The following is an 18,508-nucleotide window of genomic DNA, read 5'->3' on the forward strand; positions in this document are numbered from 1 at the left end:
AGCAACCAGGAGAGTTTGATGACAGAGATTTCCAGCATGCTTATCACCCATGTAAAAGCCGGTGTGGAAGACATCGAGAAGCTTCATGCGTGGCATGGCAGTGTGGATAAAATAGTTAAGATGTTGTATGCCGTTGAACAGGTGGAAGAGTGCTGTGTACTTATGACCTGTAACAGGGTGGAGATATATGTGGTCTCACCCAAGGGAAGCAAGGTTTTATTTCATTTTGCTAAAAAGATGAATGTACCTGAAAGGATCGTGGATTTCTATGACCATGAGGAATCCATGCGTCACTTGATGTGGGTAACATCCGGCCTGGAGTCAATGATCGTGGGAGAGGACCAGATACTGGGCCAGGTAAAGGATCTGTTCAATATTGCCAGGAGTTCAGGAACTACCGGAAAGATGATCGATACGGTCTTTGGCAAAGCTATACATGTGGGAAAACGGGTCCGCAATGAAACGGCCATCAATAAGGGTTCTGTTTCCATTGGTTCTGCTGCAGTGGAACTGGCAGAGGATGAGCTGGGGAGCCTTGAAGAAAAGTCCATTATGGTGATCGGTGCCGGTGAGATGGGGACGCTGGTTGCCAGAGCGCTGGCTAATAGGAACCTCCGTGCTATATATGTGGCCAACCGTACATATGAGAAGGCAGAAAAACTTGCAGATGAACTGGAAGGGACTGCCATTAAGTACGAGGAAATGGGGGATTATATCAAACAGTCCGATGTGGTTATCAGTGCCACTGCCGCACCTCATCTTGTAGTTACCAGGGACATGATCGAAAATGCCGTGTCAGAACGTAATGAGGATATCCTGCTTGTGGATATTGCAAATCCCAGGGATATTGAGGAGGCAACTGGTGAGGTCGGGGGTGTCAGGCTTTTCAATATTGATAGTTTGAAGAGTATCAGCGAAAGGAACCTTGCAAGGCGTAAGAGTGAGGTCCCGAAAGTGAAAACGATCATTGAAGAAGAACTGGAACTGCTAAAAAAGCAGTATAAACGCCAGAACGCTGACAGGGTCATATCAGACCTGTACAGTGCAATGGATAAGATCCGGTGCCATGAACGGGATGTGGCTATTAATAAGTTGAAAGCAAAACACACCATAGGTGAGATGGAGTGCGAGGTATTGAATGACCTTACCCATGCCGTGGCATATAAGATACTGGCCGAACCAACAAAAGTTTTACGCAGAGCTGCTGAACAAGACGATGAAGAATATCTTACGACTGTGAAGGAACTGTTCAGGTTAAACGGTGATAAAAGAAGTAATAATAATTAATTATCAGAAGGAATGCTATGTTCCCGGTTACAAGAATGAGAAGACTCAGGTCACCACCCCTAAGACGAATGGTACGAGAGACAGCATTATCAGTAGATGACCTGATCGCACCACTGTTTATTGATGAGAACCTGACAAAGCCCCAGCCCATCGCTTCCATGCCCGGTATCAGGAGGGAGACCCCTGGAAGTGTGGTAAATGAGGCCAGGGAACTGGCTGACCTGGGTATTCCTGCTGTGATACTGTTCGGGCTGCCAAAGGAAAAGGACGAGACCGGCACCCATGCATACGGTGATGACGATGTCGTCCAGAATGCCACCCGTGCCATCAAAGCCGAACTGGGAGACGATATGGTAGTCATCACTGACCTGTGCCTGTGCGAATACACTTCGCACGGTCATTGCGGTATCGTGGATTATAAGACCGGTGATGTGCTTAACGACCCCACCCTGCCCATACTGGGTAAGACCGCAGTGAGCCATGCACGGGCAGGTGCGGATATTGTGGCACCTTCGGGAATGATGGACGGGATGGTGGCAGCCATTCGCCAGGCTCTTGATGGGAACGGGTTTACGAACACGCCTATCATGTCCTATGCTGCCAAGTACTCATCATCGTTCTACGGGCCGTTTCGGGATGCTGCGGATTCAGGATACAGTTTCGGGGACCGCTCCACGTACCAGATGGACCCTGGCAACAGCAACGAGGCCATGCGTGAGGTGCAGCAGGATATTGAGGAAGGGGCAGATATCGTGATGGTGAAACCGGCACTGCCGTACCTGGACCTGGTCTACCGGGTCAAGCACGAATTCGGGATGCCAACGGCAGCGTATAATGTAAGCGGTGAATATTCGATGATACAGGGAGCCGTTGACCAGGGCTGGCTGGATGAGAGTGCCATTATGGAATCCCTTATATCTATCAAGCGAGCCGGGGCTGATATGATACTTACATATTTCGCCAGGTATGCGGCTGGAAAACTCAAGGGTTAACCGGGGATATCCTGTTTATCCTGTCAATCCTGTCTGAAATGTCCATATTATTGAATACAGCCACATTTGCCATTAATATTGTATCATCAGGGTTTCCCCCGTCAATATTCATTGGTCTTTTTATATATACAGAGGGCTGGATCCCAAAAATTTTTGACAACTCTTCAATTGTGAACAGTTCTTCAGGCGGGTGTGAGTGTCCTAATATTGATTCGGTTATCCTGCGCTGTTTTGCAATCTCTGCGGGGGATGCCCCTTTACGGTAATTTGGGAAGCCCACCACGATAATCCCTTCCGGTTTTAAGTTCGTCCTGATGAATTGATCGATCTCACTGGAAAATATTTCTTTGTTCTTACTAGCTGAACTGTTATTGCAGAGTGCGATCTCATGGGCCGCACTTACTACCAGCAGTCAGTCGGGAGGATAAGGCATCTTGACTTCCGGTGCAGCTTGTAATGACATTTGCATAGGGGGGTATTTGACATGCAAGAGCTGGTGTACATCAGGGTTGGTGGGGGAAGGTTCGATATTAGTGACATATGCCATTATTCCCAGGTTGTCAATGATCCTGGCCCCCATACCCGGACCGCCCCCGATATCGATCACATGATCCCCGTTTGATATTCGCTTGGACAGGACCTCTTTGACCAGTTCGTGCATAACACCTATACTGGTGGCGAAAGTATTGGTGTAATCCACACCGTTGAATTTTGTAATGTTATCCATAGGTAGTCCTGAATAGATTGTCTGTGTTCCTGATATAATTCTTGGTATGTGAAAGTGTGTAATCGATAAGATGCCATATTGATTGATATATACATTAATATATTAAAAATTATATATTTTTAAAAATGCAAATGGAATAATTTATATATGCATTTCTCTGATATATTCATGATTATTATATTAGTAAAATAATAAATAAGTCGTTGGGAGGTATATCACATGGATAATAAATTAGCTATAGCGATAATTTTTTCTTTGCTGCTGGCCAGTACAGTATTATGGATGGCTTCAGCCGGTACTAACAAATCTGAAAAGGATGGTCTTCCGAAATCACTTGACCAACATTATGAACACGGACCAATTTATCTTTACGAAATGTATGAATTAGGGGAATCAATGGTAGGAATTACTGTGAATATTCAACAAAATGATATCACAAACGCCACTAGATCCTTTGAGGTATTCGCCCAGGAATATGATGATAGTTCTCTAATGGTACCTGAATGGCGAGGATATTACAAACCAAACGACGTGAGAAAAATGGGAGATGCACTTGACGCCGGGAATATTCCAGGTGTATTTGCGGCAATGGGAGCAGTGGGTGAAACCTGCGCCAGGTGCCATGTAGACACCATGCCTGATGTTTATAACAAGTATTACTGGAATGACTTCAGGAATGTGGAGCATGTGGCAATAGACACTCCAGAGGGACCTAAGCCATGGGTTGAAGCTAAAATGAAATATCTATTAACGGGTTTTGACGGAATTGGAATAAATATCAAGCAAGGCAATCAATCTAATGCAGAACGCAGCTTCAATATGTTCGAAACAATGTTCGACAACATGGCTGATGCATGCGGTTCATGTCACGATTCAGAGCCCAGGTATTATGTCAGTGACGATATCCAGACGATGATCGGTGATATGGGATCTAATATCACGGCTGGTAATTTGAGCAATGCTGAAATAATTAGGCATGGGATAGGGAGTAGCTGCCACAAATGTCACATCATCCATATACCGCCTCAGTATGCAAAATTGGATGGGAAATAATCCGTCCAATTTTTTTTTATTTCAAACTAGTGTCGAGTCAACCTTCAAGTTTCAGATTATGAAGGGCATAGGCCACAATTCTAAAATCAAATTATTTCAATAATTATATTAGACGCAGATTTACACTGACACATTCACTTCCGCGGGAAGTGAATGCCTGCTACGCCTTAAGGGCGTGCAGGTTACGCAGATGCAACCTTAAATCTGCGTAAATCAGTGTAAATCTGCGTCTTAAAAATAACTGGGAAATGGAACAGTGTCAGATAATATATCTAGCGATATTGTATGGTTGACTCGACACTAGTTAATTCCGAATTAAACTCACATAACTTGAGATGCATTTCTACTAAACCTTCCTCCTTTTCATCAAGAAAATCCCACAATTATTCGCATTTTCTAAGCCTACAGGAAAGTATATATTTTCCCGTACATTTAAAAATAGTATATGTAATAAAATATATAATTAATGGTGTTATAATTCCAATTGATAAATGTTAATATACTTTATATCCACATAAATTGTTTTTCCATTAAAAGGTGGTGTATCCGGAATATTATCAATACAGACTGAAAAAGAAAAAGTAACCATAATCATTTCTAACGAGGACCCTGCCAGTCAAAATATAAAGGACATGCTGCAGCAGATCAGGGACTGGAAGCCTATAGAGGTTGATTGTGAAAAGGTCATTGCAGCCTTTGAGTTCAAAAGGTTCAGGCTGGTGGAAATTGAAGGACTGCATATCTACCAGGATGGGCTGGACAGGCAACTAAAAGCATGTGGATTAGATTCGGATATTATAATCTTTGCTTCAAGGCACCGCAGTAAGGACGGGAGACAGATACTTACCGTGCATCCCACCGGCAATACGAAAGAAGCAAAGTATGGCGGGCATCCTATGGAACTGGCTTCCGCCGCCCCCCAGGCAATGCGCTCCATCTTCCTGAATCTAAAGACCCTGGCAAAGAATGAGGATTTCGAGGTTACACTGGAGAGTACTCACCACGGTCCAACTGATCTAAGAACGCCTTCCATTTTTGTGGAAATAGGCAGTTCAGAGCAGGAATGGGTAGACCCTGTAGCGGGCCGCATTGTGGCAAATGCAATACTTATGCTTGATAATGAAAATGTACCTGTAGCTGTTGGATTCGGAGGCAATCATTACGCACCCAGGCAGACCAAGTTGATCGAGGAGGCTGGTGTGGCGTTCGGCCATATATTCCCCACATATAAACTGGACGACCTGGACGAAACACTTGTAAGACAGGCATTCGAGCGGTCATGTGGGGATATCGCATACCTTGACCGCAAATCCATGAATGCCAGGCAGCGTAACCGGCTTATTGAAATCATCGAGGGTTTAGGATATGATGTATTGCGGGAGAGCGATATCAGGGAAATGGACGGGGTACCGTGGCAGTTCTGCCTGGAATTAAGGAAAAAGATGAAGGACATCTGTCCTCAAGGAAGGACAAGGATTACGGAAAGTATCAAATCTGACCTTAAGATGGCCTGTAAGAGCTGCGTTTGTCCAAAGGTGAAGGTTGCCACAATTAGCCCTGAACTGTTGCGTGAAGCTGAGAAAGTTGACCGTACAAGGCTTAGAAATTTCCTTAATGAATATAGTATTGCTTATCTGGAACATAAGAACGGATCTTTTTCCCATATTGTTATTGGAATCGATGACGACTGCGCCCGTCTTGTTGCAGAAGAACTCACAAATGAATGCATTAATATACTAAAAGAACACTACGATGTACGGTATGAAAAGGATGAGGGGATACTCTACCTCATCACAAGTAAATTCAGTCCAGCACTTGCTAGGAAACTTGGGATTACATCCGGGCCTTTGTTCGGTGCATTGGCAAGGGGAGAGGCAGTAACTGTTGATAACAGGATAGTAAAGCCGGAAATGGTATATGAAATTGTTGAAAAACCTATACGTATTAAAAATATATACATTTATTAAATAAAATTGAGGGATAAAAGGATGGAATCCATCATTAAAGAGGCAATCACGCGGGCGGATATGGAAGGGAGGACACAGGGCATGAGACCGAAGGTCGAACTTGGCCAGACCGACTCAGAACTGGAAGAAGTTCTTCAACAGTTAAAGACGAATATCCGCGTGGTCGGTTGTGGAGGCGGTGGTTCAAATACCATCCAGAGAATGACCGAAGAGGGTATAGCCGGGGCAGAGCTATATGCATTGAATACAGATGCCCAACATCTTTTACACGTTTCTGTCGAACATAAGATATTGATCGGCCGGAAGAAGACCCGAGGCCTGGGTGCAGGCAGCCTGCCGCAGATCGGAGAGGAAGCTGCAAAAGAGAGCGATAGCGAAATACGAGCAGCCGTTGAAGGGGCTGACATGGTTTTTATCACTTGCGGATTAGGAGGCGGTACCGGGACCGGTTCTGCACCTGTTGTAGCAGAAGCTGCCAGGGCAGAGGGGGCACTGACAATAGCTGTGGTTACACTGCCGTTTAGTGTTGAAGGGGCTGTCAGGCGTAACAATGCAGAAGCAGGTCTTGAACGTCTTCGTGACGTGGCAGATACGGTCATCGTAGTTCCCAATGACAAGCTCCTTGAAGTTGTACCAAGATTGCCTTTGCAGGCAGCATTCAAGGTATCGGATGAGGTGTTGATGCGTGCTGTAAAAGGCATTACCGAACTAATTACCAAGCCCGGACTGGTCAACCTGGACTTTGCAGATGTGAGAACAGTAATGCAGAAGGGTGGAGTTGCCATGATCGGGCTCGGCGAGTCTGACAACGAGGATAAAGCTGCCGAATCTGTACAAAAGGCACTACGCAGTCCCCTGTTGGATGTAGACATATCAGGGGCGACATCGGCACTTGTCAATGTAGTTGGCGGACCCGATATGACCATCGCTGAAGCCGAGAGTGTGGTTGAGGAGGTCTACGCCAAGATCGACCCCGAAGCCAGGTTGATCTGGGGTGCCCAGATCGATCCCGCACTTGAACATTCCATCCGTACCATGCTTGTGGTCACAGGCGTGAAATCTGCACAGATCTATGGTAAAGGCAACGCCCGTAACATTACCAGTCGTTACGGCATTGATTTCGTGAAATAATCACATATTTCGATTGGCAGGAAATTCCTGTCAATCGAAAGGTATTTCAATCTTTAATCATACTTTGGGCTTGTTTTATCTAAACGATACAGTAATTGTTCAAATGATATAGTAATTGTTCCACATAGGGATGTGAAATCTATTGGCAAAAGAACCTGCAAAAACACCGATGATACCGTTGAAGTTCAGTGAATACACCCGGATACTCAGGCTTACCCGCAAGCCCACAAGAGAAGAATTCATTACAATTGCTAAAGTAGCAGGTGCGGGCATTTTAATCATCGGGGTTATGGGATTTATTATATATTTCTTCCTTACCGAGATCCCTAAAATGATATGAGTCAACCAAAGTTTATTATATTAAATATACATTATGGGGCTAAGTGAACCGTCACATGAATGAGGATACAATCGGAGATACTGAAATATATGTGGTGAAGACCACTGCCAACCAGGAGCGTTCAGTGGCAAATCTCATCTCGATGATGGCAGAGAAAGAGCATCTTGATATCATGGCCATCCTCGCACCTGATGAATTGAAGGGATATATACTGGTGGAAGCAAAATCGCCCGACATAGTGGAAACAGCTATCCAGACCCTGCCACATGCCCGTAGTTTGATACGGGGAGCATCCACGCTTAAAGAGGTTGAACATTTCCTGACACCGAAGACCGCTGTTGTAGGGATCACGGAAGGAAGTATAGTCGAACTGATCTCAGGTCCCTTCAAAGGCGAGAAAGCAAGGGTCAAGAGAGTTGACGAAACACATGAAGAAATTACAGTGGAACTCTTTGAGGCTATGGTACCGATTCCCATCACGGTCCGCGGTGACAATGTGAGGGTACTGAAACGGGAAGAGCAAGAATAGAATTAACGAGATTATTTATTCAAATAATAACCAGAGGAATAAAAAATGGGTGATGTAATAGAAGCATTAATACCAGGCGGACAGGCAAATCCCGGTCCTCCATTGGGTCCTGCGCTGGGACCGCTTGGCGTGAATATCAAAGAAATTGTGGATAGTATTAATGAGAAGACTGCGGACTTTAACGGAATGCAGGTTCCGATAAAAATAATCTTTGATGATAAAAAGAATTACAATATTGAGATTGGAACACCTCCTACCTCTGCCCTGATATTGAAGGAACTGGGGCTGGAGAAGGGATCAGGTAATGCCGGGACCGAGAATGTAGGTAACCTGACCATTGAACAGGCAGCTAAGGTTGCCAGGATGAAACGTGATGGCCTGCTGTCCAGGAATTTTGAATCGGCTGTCAATGAGATCATCGGTTCCTGTGTACCCATGGGTTTGACTGTAGAGGACATGGACCCAAGGGAAGCACAGAAGGCGGTAAAGGCAGGCAAGTTCCGGGATAGACTGGAAGCCTGATTTAGGACAACCGATAATTTAAAATACTTATCCCACAGTAAAAGGAAACCTTAGACAACCGTAGAAGATCAGGTGGTCGTTTGCGTATGGCAAATACTACGGGAGGAATATATGACGTTTGAAGATATTTTAGAATCAGTAAAACAGGCGCTTGAGCAGGCGCCAGAACGCAACTTTTCAGAAAGTGTAGACCTTGCTATTAACCTTAAAAATGTTGATATGAGCAAGCCTGAGAACCGTGTGGATGAAGAGATCATCCTTCCCAGTGGCTTGGGAAAAACTATCACAATTGCTGTTTTTGCTAAAGGTGATATTGCCCAGAGGGCGAAAAGTGCCGGAGCCGAGATGATACTGGACCCGGAAGAGATTGAAGGTCTGGGGGATGATAAGACAAAGGCACGTGAACTTGCAAATAATATTGATTTTTTCATATCAGAAGTTGCTTATATGCCTTCTATTGCAAAGGCATTGGGGCCTATCCTGGGACCAAGAGGCAAGATGCCCGAGCCATTGACTCCTGATAAGAACATTGAGGATATAGTCAATAAAGCTATGAACGCAATCCGGGTACGCAGTAAGGATCGGCTTTCATTTCATCTTCCAGTGGGACGCAGGGATATGGAACCTGAAGCACTGGCCCAGAACATCGAGACAGTCGTATCCAGGATCGAGAATAAGATGGTAAGTGGCAAGCAGAATATCAAATCGATCTATGTCAAGACCACAATGGGGCCTGTAGTGAAGGTGATCTAAATGGACGCAGAACACCACAGCATGCACATACCCCAGCAGAAGAAAGATGAGATTGAGGATATTAAAGCCAAGATCGGGCAGTACTCGGTAGTTGGGCTGGTGGGTATCCACGGAATGCCGTCGAAGCAGTTCCAGCAGATGCGTTCAAGTATCAGGGATTCGGTGCTGATCAAGGTCAGCAAGAACTCACTGATAACAAGAGCATTGAATGAATGTTCTGAAGATATTAAATCCCTGGAGAATTATCTTGATCATGAAACGGGTTTAGTATTCTCAAACGATAATTCGTTCAAATTATTCAGGCTTCTCGAATCGAGCAAAACTCCAGCTCCTATCAAGGGTGGTATGAAAGCACCCAATGATATTACTGTTGAAAAAAGACCAACCGATTTCCCGCCCGGGCCCATTATAGGTGAACTGCAATCGGCAGGTATTCCCGCAGCCATTGAAGGCGGAAAAGTGGTCATACGGGAAACCAAAGTGGTCGCTAAGAAAGGTGAAGTTGTCTCACAGAATCTGGCAGCCATGCTGACCCGTCTTGAGATATTTCCACTTGAACTGGGACTGGTCCTGAGAGGGACCTTTGAGGACGGTATGTTGTTCGATGCATCAACTCTTGCCATCGATGAAGGTAAGATATCACTTGACTTCACAACAGCAGCCAGTCAGGCGTTCAACCTGGCAGTCAATTCGGCATACCCGACCAGGACCACCATTCAGGCACTGCTTGCAAAGGCAGCATCTGAGTCAAGGAATCTGGCAGTGAATGCAGTGATATATGAACCTGGAGTGATGGATATATTGCTGTCTAAAGCCCAGGGTCATGTGATGGTACTGGCAGGCCTGGTATCGGATGAAGCCCTGGACGATGACCTGAAAGCAAAGATGGGGGCCCAGGCTGCAGTGAGCCCGGTTGAGGTCGAGCCTGGAAAGGAGGAGACTGCCGGGGAAGCAGATGAAGTAGAAGAAGAAGCTGCTGAGGAAGAAACTGAAGAAGCAGCAGCAGAGGGGCTAGGTGCCCTGTTCGGATGAACAACAAAGAAGTAATTATAGTCAACAATTGATAAAAGGTGATAAGAAATGGAATATGTTTATGCAGCACTTTTACTGCACAATGCAGGTAAGGACGTAACAGAAGACGCAATAACAGGTATCTTGCAGGCCGCAGATGTCGATGTGGATGCAACAAGAGTGAAGGCCCTGGTGGCATCACTTGAAGGCGTCGACATCCAGGAAGCAATCGAGAAAGCCGCTTTTGCAGCCCCGGCAGCTGGAGCAGCAGCAGGAGCACCTGCCGCAGTAGCTGAGGAAGCCCCGGCAGCAGCTGAAGAGGCCGCAGCTGAAGAAGAGGAAGAGGCTGAAGAGAGCGGAATGGAAGGACTGGGCGCACTGTTCGGTTAAGCAGATCTCGTATAATTTACTTTACTACAGGCTGGATACTTAACCAGCCTTACTTTTATTTTTTTGTACAAAGTTATTTTTGCTGAACTACATCTTTGAAAGTTCGATCGGTTTATTTGACCGTGTGTTTAGTAAATAGTGACCCCTTTTACCCCAGGCACTTTCTTTAGTTCATCTATAAGGTCGCCAGGTATATTGTCATCCGTTATTATAGTAAGCAGCGGATTTTCTGTAAGATATGGGTCTTCAGTAACTGCTTGCCTGATACTTAAACCGTGTTCTGCCACTGCTGTGGCTACCTGACCAAGTATACCAGTCCTGGAAGCATCGCCCGGTGTTATGACAATAACACCAAGACCTAATACAGGTGCCACATCCTTTAAGAAGGGAATTGTATATACATTTTGGAATATGCTGGTCAGGGTCTCATCTGATAATATAACCTCGCATGTGGAATCCACCACTCTCCTGTCAACACCGATCTCCCTTGCAACCTGGGTGTGGGGCAATTCGATATTGCCTGAAACCACACGTCCCTGCCCATTGACCTGAAAGCCTCGCTCCAGCAGAAGTTTGACGACCTTTTCCTGTGCAGGATGTTTTTTGAACTTGCTTAGTATCTTGCTCCACATGTGTTAATACCTACAACGCACATATTTGATATTTTAATTATATGCAATGTATTGTTCGAAATGTTTTTTGTATAGATGATTAAAATGGTTTGTGTGGTTCAATTATCACTTTCATAGATTCGCCGGCTCCGGCCACCAGTTTGAACCCTTTTTCTGCATCTGCCAGAACGAACCTGTGGGTTATCATGTCCGTTACCTCCACCCTACTTGCTTGTATAAGTTCAATGGCTTTCGTAATATCCAGTGGACTGGCGCCGTATGAGCTGACAATACTGACCTCGTTCTTCCACAACTCAAATACAGGCAGCGGCACTGAGACTCCAGGTTCGGGTGAGGCAAAGAACAGGATGGTACCTCCCCTGTCCACCGAAGCCAGCGCCTGGTTTATTGCAGGTACGGCGCCGGTACAGATAATGACCACATCTGCCAGCCGCCCGTCATTTAATTCCAGCAGGCGTTCAGGCACATTATCGCGTGCATCAATGACCTCTGCTCCGCAAATTGATGCCATATCTAGCCTATACTGATTGATATCAGTGGAAAAAATGCTGCCTACACCCAGTGCCGCAGCCAGTTTGACATGCAGTAGTCCCGTAATCCCGCTACCTATAACTAACACGCTTTGGCCCGGTTTTATCCCTGCTAGCCGCTGCCCCCGGTACACGCAGGCCAGGGGTTCGATGAACACACCCTGGTCAAAAGACATCTCATCGGGCAGCAGGAATACGCCCCTGTCTACATTAATGGCAGGCACCCTGAGATATTCGGCAAAACCGCCCGGATCGAAATTAGTGCTGCGCAGGGTATCGCAGACCGTATGGTGACCGGCCAGGCAGTAGTGGCAGGTATTGCATGGGACATGGTGGGATACGAAGATGCGGTTCCCCACTTTATATCGACTGACGTCCGTCCCCACTTCGGCAACCGTGCCTGCTATCTCGTGCCCCAGCACCAGCGGTGCGCGCATGATGCGGTACCACTCCATGACATCACTGCCGCAGATGCCGCTGGCCTCCACCCTGACCAGCAGTTCGTCGGAACCGATGGAAGGTACAGGCATCTCTTCGAGACGAACGTCATTGTTATTATAATATACAGCAACGCGCACTTATCCGGCCCCTATTTTTCCTTTTCGCTGTTGTACAGGTCCATGGCTTTGCGCGGTGTGAAGTTTTCATGCACAATAGCCCGCACGGCCTTTATCATGGCAACTGGATATTCGTTCTGCCAGATGTTGCGGCCCATATCCACACCTACTGCCCCTTCTGATATGGCACTGTGGACCAGTTCGAACACATCCATTTCTGTGTTCATCTGCTTACCGCCGGCAACCACGATAGGTACAGGACAGCCCTCCACGACTGTTTGGAAATCATCAGTATAATAGGTCTTAACGATCTTTGCGCCCAGTTCGGCAGCTATCCGGCAGCACAGTGCCAGATACCTGGCATCCCGCACCATATCCTTCCCTACTGCTGTCACTGCCACCACAGGCATTCCATAGCGTTCACATTCGTTTACCAGGTTTCCAAGGTTCATCAGGGTCTGGTGCTCATACTTGCTGCCTACATAGATGGACATGGCAACGGCTGCTACATTCAGTCGCAGTGCATCCTCTACCGATGTAGTGATGCCTTCCCTTGTCAGGTCCTCGCCAACAATGCTGTTGCCGCCCGATACCCGAAGTACGATCGGTGTGGATGTGCCTGGGTCTACATCGGCGCGCAGGACACCGCGGGCGGGCATGAGCGCATCTGCATATTCGATCAGCGGTTCGATTGTTTTCTTTGCGTTTTCAAGGTGGCTTGTGGGACCCAGGAAATAGCCGTGGTCCACTGCCAGCATGACTGTTCGTCCGGTCTTTGGTTTAATTATTTGTGATATACGGTTTTGCATACCCCAGTCCATAAAATTCCTCCATTAATGGTAGTAAGGTAATAGGGTAGTAATAGGTAAAAAATGCATTCCCTGATTTTAATATCAGTAGATTATATAATTTTAATGATCCCTCCAACATTGTGTGAGTAATAGTTTGCCTAAATAATCGGAGAAATCGAAAATCTCGACAGGATATACAGGATCGACATGATAATGGTTGCAATTTTATCCTGAAAATCCAGTAAATCCTTTCCATAAAGCCAAGTCGTGAGATTCCATGTTCCGCGATATATTCCTGAACAATGAAGTTACCCACAAGATGTTAAAGAGAGTCAATTTTAATTACTGTGGCAGCATAGAATATATCGGGAGATAATAGAATGCATAAAGTACCTTTTGATTACGAAGAGGAGAGAAAGAAGTTCAAATGGAATATTCCAAAATATTATAATTTTATTGATACTATCAGGAATTGGGCAAAAGACAGCACGAAGTTGATGGCAATTACCGAGCATCCTGACGGGAGCGTTGAGAAAGCCGGATACAGGGAAGTGTGGGACAATGCCATGAGGTTCGGGAATGTCCTGAGGGATTCGGGCATCGTAAAAGGTGACAGGGTTATGGTATTACTTCCCAGGGGAACAGACATTTATACTGCAAGTATTGGCATTTGGGCAGTAGGCGGCGTGGTCGTCCCCTGTACGGTAATGCTCAGGAGGGCAGATATTGAATACAGGATACTGGATGCCGGTGTCAGTGCTTTGATCACGAGCGATCCAGTAATTGCCGATGAGGTTGATGCAATAAGAGATAATATCTCAATTTCAATTGACAGCCTGTTCTTTTCAGGTGAAAGGGAGGGATGGAGTGATTTCAGGCAGGAGATCAATAAGGCATCAGGAGACTTAAGGCTTGAAAAACTCATAAGCTCAGATCCCCTGACAATCAATTACACCTCAGGAACCACTGGTGCACCCAAAGGTGTGTTACACACCCACTCACTGATGTACTGTTTTGACAGGTTGAACAGGTATTACTGGTGGGATACGCAGCCGGACGAGCTATGCTGGGCAACTACAGAACCCGGGTGGGTCAAATGGTACTGGGCACCATTCGGGGCCATTGTGAACGGGGGTGCTACGAACTTCCATTACTGTGGCAGGTTCGGACCTGAAAAATGGTTTGAGCTGCTTGAAAAATGGAGGATAAACAAGGTATGTATGACACCCACGGAACTGAGGTCAATGGCAACGATTGACGACGCAGATAGGAGATATGACCTGGGGGACCTGGAGGTCATCCTGACTGCGGGGGAGCCCTGCACACCTGGCATTGTCAGGTTCTTTGATGAGAAGTTCGGGATACCTGTGAGGGAAGGGTACGGGCAGACCGAGACCAGTGCAATTGCCTGCAATATACCTGGAATGGAGGTCAGGCCGGGGTCGATGGGTAAGTTCACACCAGGGGTTGAGGGGGCTATTGTGGACCCTGAGACTGGAGAACGGCTGCCGGTTGGCGAGAAGGGGATGATTGCTGTTGTACGGGACCATCCGATGCTGTTCAAGGGTTATCACAAAAAGGTGGAAAAAACTGCAGAGTGTTTTGTGGGCGACTGGTATCTGACCGGGGATCTTGCAATGATGGATGAGGACGGGTATATCTGGTTCGATTCAAGGGCGGATGATGTGTGTATCAGTTCGGGGTACAGGATAGGGCCGTTTGAGGTTGAGAGTGCGGTTGATTCTCATGAGGCTGTGCTTGAGAGTGCGATGATCCCAAGCCCGGACCTGATCAGGGGGGAGATCGTTAAGGTTTTTGTTGTGTTGAAGGAGGGATATGCGCATTCGGAGGAGCTTGTGGGGGATATCCAGCAGTATGTCAAGCAGGTGGCGGCTCCGTATAAGTATCCGAGGGAGATTGAATTTGTTGAGGAGCTGCCTAAGACTATCAGCGGTAAGATCAAGCGTAAGGAACTGAGGGTGAAGGAGTTCGAGAAGAAGAAGGGTGTGATTGAAGAGCTAAAGGAGAAGGGATTGTGGTTTAGGTAAGGGGGAGTGGGTCACGGACCCCGGACCAAAAGTCTGAAGGCATTGGGAGGATGCTCAAGAATCTTTATATTCATTGAATATTACTTTCTTGTTGCAAAAATCTTGGCTCATGGTAGCAATTTAAGAATGATTAACTGATTGATTCTATCCTTTACTATTCCCATATCTTCAACATCCCTGGGCTATCATTGGGTCGTTTTTTGAAATCAAATTTTTCATAAAATCCCATTTCTCCTTTGGCCGCCATCAAACCAATAAAGGCATTGGGATGAGCATTTTTTTCAAGATAATTCATGATTGCATTCATGATCTGTTTGCCGATTCCCTTTCCCTGAAATTTTGGCAAAACGATAACGTCCTGAATGTAAAAGTAAATACCTCCATCACCAACAACTCTTCCATACGCGATGACTTCGTCCTTGTAAATCATGCATACTGAAAAAAGAGAGTTAGTTAAGCCAATCTCTGTAGCTTTAATGTCTTGGCAAATTCATCCAACTGCTTCGCGCAACCTTAGATATTCCTCTAAGGTTGCAGAACGTTCGACTAGAATATATTCATCCATTTTTCCACCTCTATTATTGGATCATTTAGTAATTTCAAAGATTACTACCAAATAAAAAATTGTTGTCACTTGCATATTCAAGCATGAACTCATAGTCCGCACACAACGACCTTGGATTGGAAATCCGCAGGCATTATGACGATGCTCATAACTTTCGCATTCTTTCGATTTACTTGTTCGGTTTTTCGTTTCAGGCACAGGGTCACATTTAAAGCACTGATAGCGTTATTTTGTCCCGATTATTGTAACTAATTCATTCCATTATTACCTTTTAATTTCCAATGCAATAATCCACAATGCTATCGATATGAATAGCTGTTGTATTTAAGAAAGGAATACCATATTCGTCTTTATCGAGAATCATAGGAAGTTCTGTACAACCAAGGATCAAGCCATCAATAGAATCTTCGTCTATCATTCGTTTTGCAATCGATAAGAGTTCTTGTCGAGTTGAATTTTCGATAATACCAAACTCAATTTCTGATATTAATTTATTGTGAATGTACTGCTGCTCATCTTTCATAGGGACTATTATAGATATACCAACATTGTGAAATGCCTTCTGAAAAAAGTCTGATTCTATCTTAAATTTTGTCCTAATCAGACCAAGTTTTCTTAGCTTCATGCTTAATGCTCGTTTACATGTTTCATCAACTATACTAAGCATAGGTATAGGAGACCTCGATTTGACTTCATCAAAAACTATGTGTGGTGTGTTCGACCCAATTACAGCAAACTCTGCACCTGCACTGTGAAGCGCGATTACTCTTTTTGCCAGCCAATCCACAAGATTATTCCAGTCCTTAGCTTCAACCAATTCCAAAAGTCTGCTAACATCTGCGCTGTATATTATTATTTCAGGGGTTGCCAAACCAACTTCTCGCTGCCGGAAAACATTGATAATTCCTTTATAGTAATCAATGGTTGATTCCGGCCCCAGTCCACCAATAATTCCAATTTTTTTCATAAAACATCCTCGACGATGATCATCTTCACTACTTTTGTGAGAGCCTTACCGATGTGTTTATTTTTTTCACTTGCCGGTATAAATAATCCATCACCTTTATTGAACACAACCATATTTCCATTGAAATTTACTTCCAATTGGCCCTCTAAAATATACACAATATGTCCTTCAGTACACCAGTCCGTTTCGACCAACTCATCAGTAAATTCTACTAAACGTACTTGTTTGCCGTTCTGCTTATAAGCTTTGAATCTAGCCCCTTTGGCCGGTATTTCCCATGGGATCGACGTAAAATCAATTTTGCATTGTTCCATGTTCAGTTCCTCCTAATTGCTTAACATGCAATTGAATATTGAAACCTTTGCAATCCACCAAGATAAAACTGATGCTATCTATTGGGGTATAACTGAATAGGCCTTATCTCATAAAAAAAGTCCGCCTCATTGAGATTTTGAAAGGTTATTCTGGATTATTATCACCGGGTTAGAGCATGAACCCATCATCTCGCAGTCACTGACCCCAAAATGGAATTCTGAGACATCAGTACCAATGCTATGGAATTATTTCATTCATTTGTACCTATCAACTTTCGGGCCAAGAAGAAAATAACTAATCCTGCGACAAGTTCGGTCAGCATTAATTCTAATAATAGAATCGGTTGTGTTTCGTATAAATTCAATATAAAATTACGATAGTATACAGGCATATACTCTAATCCCCAATAGATATAATGTTCACCTATTAGTATTCCAAGACTTGCATCTAAAATTAGTAATAAAGCCAAAACAATAAGAATTTGTCTGGTAAGTTTCCTGTAATTCATAATTGAATTACCTCTATCATTTTATGCGCCTATTTTGGATATAATATTTCCATAACCACACTATACTCATCCGAGCATAAAAAATATATTCCGCAGTCACTTATACCTCGAAGTTAATTCCCGGGCCTGTAAATAATACTCTGCACCCTGAATTTTCATCTTGTCCGTCTGAAACATTATACTCCACACATCCACCTATAACCACATTTTATAAAAATCAACCCATCTTCACCTAAAAATCCTCACAGACCACCCCCCTTCTCCACCGTCCCAACTTCCTCTCCACAATATTTAAAACCCATTTACCACACCACACGCCGATTACATACACATACTCGACTACCCAAAAAACCACAAATCCCTGCCCTCTGAACAAATCCGGCGGCAGCAAGGGACCCCTGCGCAGACCCGACTTTCACTCAAAAGACTCGGAGCACGTCACACACCTGCAAATGATGCTGGTAACACCGGGCTGCGACCTGGGCATATACGGCCTGGATAAGGACGGGATGGACTGGGCCTTCGGGAGTTTTACCGAGCCGGCAGTAAATGATTTCCAGGAAAAGAAACGGGACCGAAAGGACCCGATCAGTCATTTGGGAGTTTGGTAATTAGATTCAATGCCTGGCTTATACATTTTCAATTTCGTTCCTCAAGTTATCGAAGCTGGAATACGTCTCAAAAACGCCTTCTCTTAAAATTTGTTCAACTTCCACCCTATATTCAGGACGTAGTCTATGAAGGTCTGCATTGATTTCACTGATATCTCTTTGTAGATTAGCCATCTGGTCTTTTAAAAATTCAATATCTAGTGTTAAGTCAACCTTAAAGTGTCAGATCATGAAAGGCATATGGCACAATTCTAAAATCAAATTAATCAATAATTATATTAG

At 44.9% G+C, this 18,508-nt stretch carries 20 protein-coding genes and 1 pseudogene; 13 read left to right on the forward strand and 8 right to left on the reverse strand.

The window, feature by feature from the left end:
* Window positions 1–18 precede the first annotated feature (18 nt).
* A complete protein-coding gene (locus HF974_05340; protein MBC2697764.1) occupies window positions 19–1,287 on the forward strand; it encodes a glutamyl-tRNA reductase in 1,269 nt (422 codons plus the stop codon).
* A 17-nt stretch (window positions 1,288–1,304) separates the two neighbouring features.
* Complete coding sequence (gene hemB, locus HF974_05345) at window positions 1,305–2,279, forward strand: porphobilinogen synthase (protein ID MBC2697765.1); 975 nt, start codon at window positions 1,305–1,307, stop codon at window positions 2,277–2,279.
* On the opposite strand, the gene HF974_05350 is transcribed toward hemB, so the two are convergent.
* Complete coding sequence (locus HF974_05350; GenBank protein ID MBC2697766.1) at window positions 2,269–2,562, reverse strand: hypothetical protein; 294 nt, start codon at window positions 2,560–2,562, stop codon at window positions 2,269–2,271. The two genes, hemB and HF974_05350, sit on opposite strands and share 11 nt — an antisense overlap.
* A 129-nt stretch (window positions 2,563–2,691) precedes the next feature.
* Window positions 2,692–3,006 (reverse strand): hypothetical protein, encoded by a 315-nt coding sequence (locus HF974_05355; protein MBC2697767.1) that lies wholly within the window; start codon window positions 3,004–3,006, stop codon window positions 2,692–2,694.
* Window positions 3,007–3,225: 219 nt separating this feature from the next.
* Here HF974_05355 and HF974_05360 point away from each other — a divergent pair, with 219 nt between their 5' ends.
* The 9 genes from HF974_05360 (at window position 3,226) to rpl12p (ending at window position 10,702) form a co-directional block, all read left to right on the forward strand.
* Window positions 3,226–4,059 (forward strand): hypothetical protein, encoded by an 834-nt coding sequence (locus tag HF974_05360; protein ID MBC2697768.1) that lies wholly within the window; start codon window positions 3,226–3,228, stop codon window positions 4,057–4,059.
* A 632-nt stretch (window positions 4,060–4,691) separates the two neighbouring features.
* Window positions 4,692–6,026, forward strand: coding sequence for a hypothetical protein (locus HF974_05365; GenBank protein ID MBC2697769.1), 1,335 nt, complete (start codon window positions 4,692–4,694; stop codon window positions 6,024–6,026).
* A gap of 21 nt (window positions 6,027–6,047) precedes the next feature.
* The gene (gene ftsZ, locus HF974_05370) at window positions 6,048–7,157 is read left to right on the forward strand and encodes a cell division protein FtsZ (protein ID MBC2697770.1); all 1,110 of its coding nucleotides are present in this window, start codon (window positions 6,048–6,050) and stop codon (window positions 7,155–7,157) included.
* A gap of 169 nt (window positions 7,158–7,326) precedes the next feature.
* Entirely contained in the window at window positions 7,327–7,497 is a 171-nt protein-coding gene (locus HF974_05375) for a protein translocase SEC61 complex subunit gamma (protein MBC2697771.1), read from the forward strand.
* Window positions 7,498–7,552: 55 nt separating this feature from the next.
* Entirely contained in the window at window positions 7,553–8,026 is a 474-nt protein-coding gene (locus HF974_05380) for a transcription elongation factor Spt5 (protein ID MBC2697772.1), read from the forward strand.
* A gap of 45 nt (window positions 8,027–8,071) precedes the next feature.
* Window positions 8,072–8,548 (forward strand): 50S ribosomal protein L11, encoded by a 477-nt coding sequence (locus HF974_05385; protein ID MBC2697773.1) that lies wholly within the window; start codon window positions 8,072–8,074, stop codon window positions 8,546–8,548.
* A gap of 111 nt (window positions 8,549–8,659) precedes the next feature.
* A complete protein-coding gene (locus tag HF974_05390; protein ID MBC2697774.1) occupies window positions 8,660–9,301 on the forward strand; it encodes a 50S ribosomal protein L1 in 642 nt (213 codons plus the stop codon).
* A complete protein-coding gene (locus HF974_05395; protein ID MBC2697775.1) occupies window positions 9,302–10,333 on the forward strand; it encodes a 50S ribosomal protein L10 in 1,032 nt (343 codons plus the stop codon).
* Window positions 10,334–10,381: 48 nt separating this feature from the next.
* On the forward strand, window positions 10,382–10,702 hold the full coding sequence (gene rpl12p / locus HF974_05400; GenBank protein MBC2697776.1) for a 50S ribosomal protein P1: 321 nt from the start codon (window positions 10,382–10,384) through the stop codon (window positions 10,700–10,702).
* A gap of 128 nt (window positions 10,703–10,830) precedes the next feature.
* Here rpl12p and HF974_05405 read toward each other — a convergent pair whose 3' ends face one another.
* From HF974_05405 to lsrF, 3 genes are all read right to left on the reverse strand, one after another.
* Window positions 10,831–11,334, reverse strand: coding sequence for an ACT domain-containing protein (locus HF974_05405; protein MBC2697777.1), 504 nt, complete (start codon window positions 11,332–11,334; stop codon window positions 10,831–10,833).
* A gap of 79 nt (window positions 11,335–11,413) precedes the next feature.
* Entirely contained in the window at window positions 11,414–12,394 is a 981-nt protein-coding gene (locus HF974_05410) for an alcohol dehydrogenase catalytic domain-containing protein (GenBank protein MBC2697778.1), read from the reverse strand.
* Between the two features lie 59 nt (window positions 12,395–12,453).
* Window positions 12,454–13,242: a 3-hydroxy-5-phosphonooxypentane-2,4-dione thiolase gene (lsrF, locus tag HF974_05415; GenBank protein ID MBC2697779.1), complete on the reverse strand. Its 789-nt coding sequence runs from the start codon at window positions 13,240–13,242 to the stop codon at window positions 12,454–12,456.
* 350 nt (window positions 13,243–13,592) lie between these two features.
* Between lsrF and HF974_05420 the strand changes: the two genes are divergently transcribed.
* Window positions 13,593–15,260, forward strand: coding sequence for an acyl--CoA ligase (locus tag HF974_05420; protein MBC2697780.1), 1,668 nt, complete (start codon window positions 13,593–13,595; stop codon window positions 15,258–15,260).
* 154 nt (window positions 15,261–15,414) lie between these two features.
* Here HF974_05420 and HF974_05425 read toward each other — a convergent pair.
* The 3 genes and pseudogenes from HF974_05425 to HF974_05435 form a co-directional block, all read right to left on the reverse strand.
* Window positions 15,415–15,825, reverse strand: a pseudogene (locus tag HF974_05425) (GNAT family N-acetyltransferase).
* A gap of 271 nt (window positions 15,826–16,096) precedes the next feature.
* Complete coding sequence (locus HF974_05430) at window positions 16,097–16,792, reverse strand: amino acid racemase (protein MBC2697781.1); 696 nt, start codon at window positions 16,790–16,792, stop codon at window positions 16,097–16,099.
* Window positions 16,789–17,106, reverse strand: coding sequence for a cupin domain-containing protein (locus tag HF974_05435; GenBank protein MBC2697782.1), 318 nt, complete (start codon window positions 17,104–17,106; stop codon window positions 16,789–16,791). Before HF974_05435 ends, HF974_05430 begins: the two co-directional genes overlap by 4 nt.
* 961 nt (window positions 17,107–18,067) lie before the next feature.
* Between HF974_05435 and HF974_05440 the strand changes: the two genes are divergently transcribed.
* The gene (locus tag HF974_05440; protein MBC2697783.1) at window positions 18,068–18,226 is read left to right on the forward strand and encodes a hypothetical protein; all 159 of its coding nucleotides are present in this window, start codon (window positions 18,068–18,070) and stop codon (window positions 18,224–18,226) included.
* Window positions 18,227–18,508: the final 282 nt, after the last annotated feature.

Source organism: ANME-2 cluster archaeon (assembly GCA_014237145.1).
In the GTDB taxonomy this organism is placed as follows: Archaea; Halobacteriota; Methanosarcinia; order Methanosarcinales; family Methanocomedenaceae; genus Methanocomedens_A.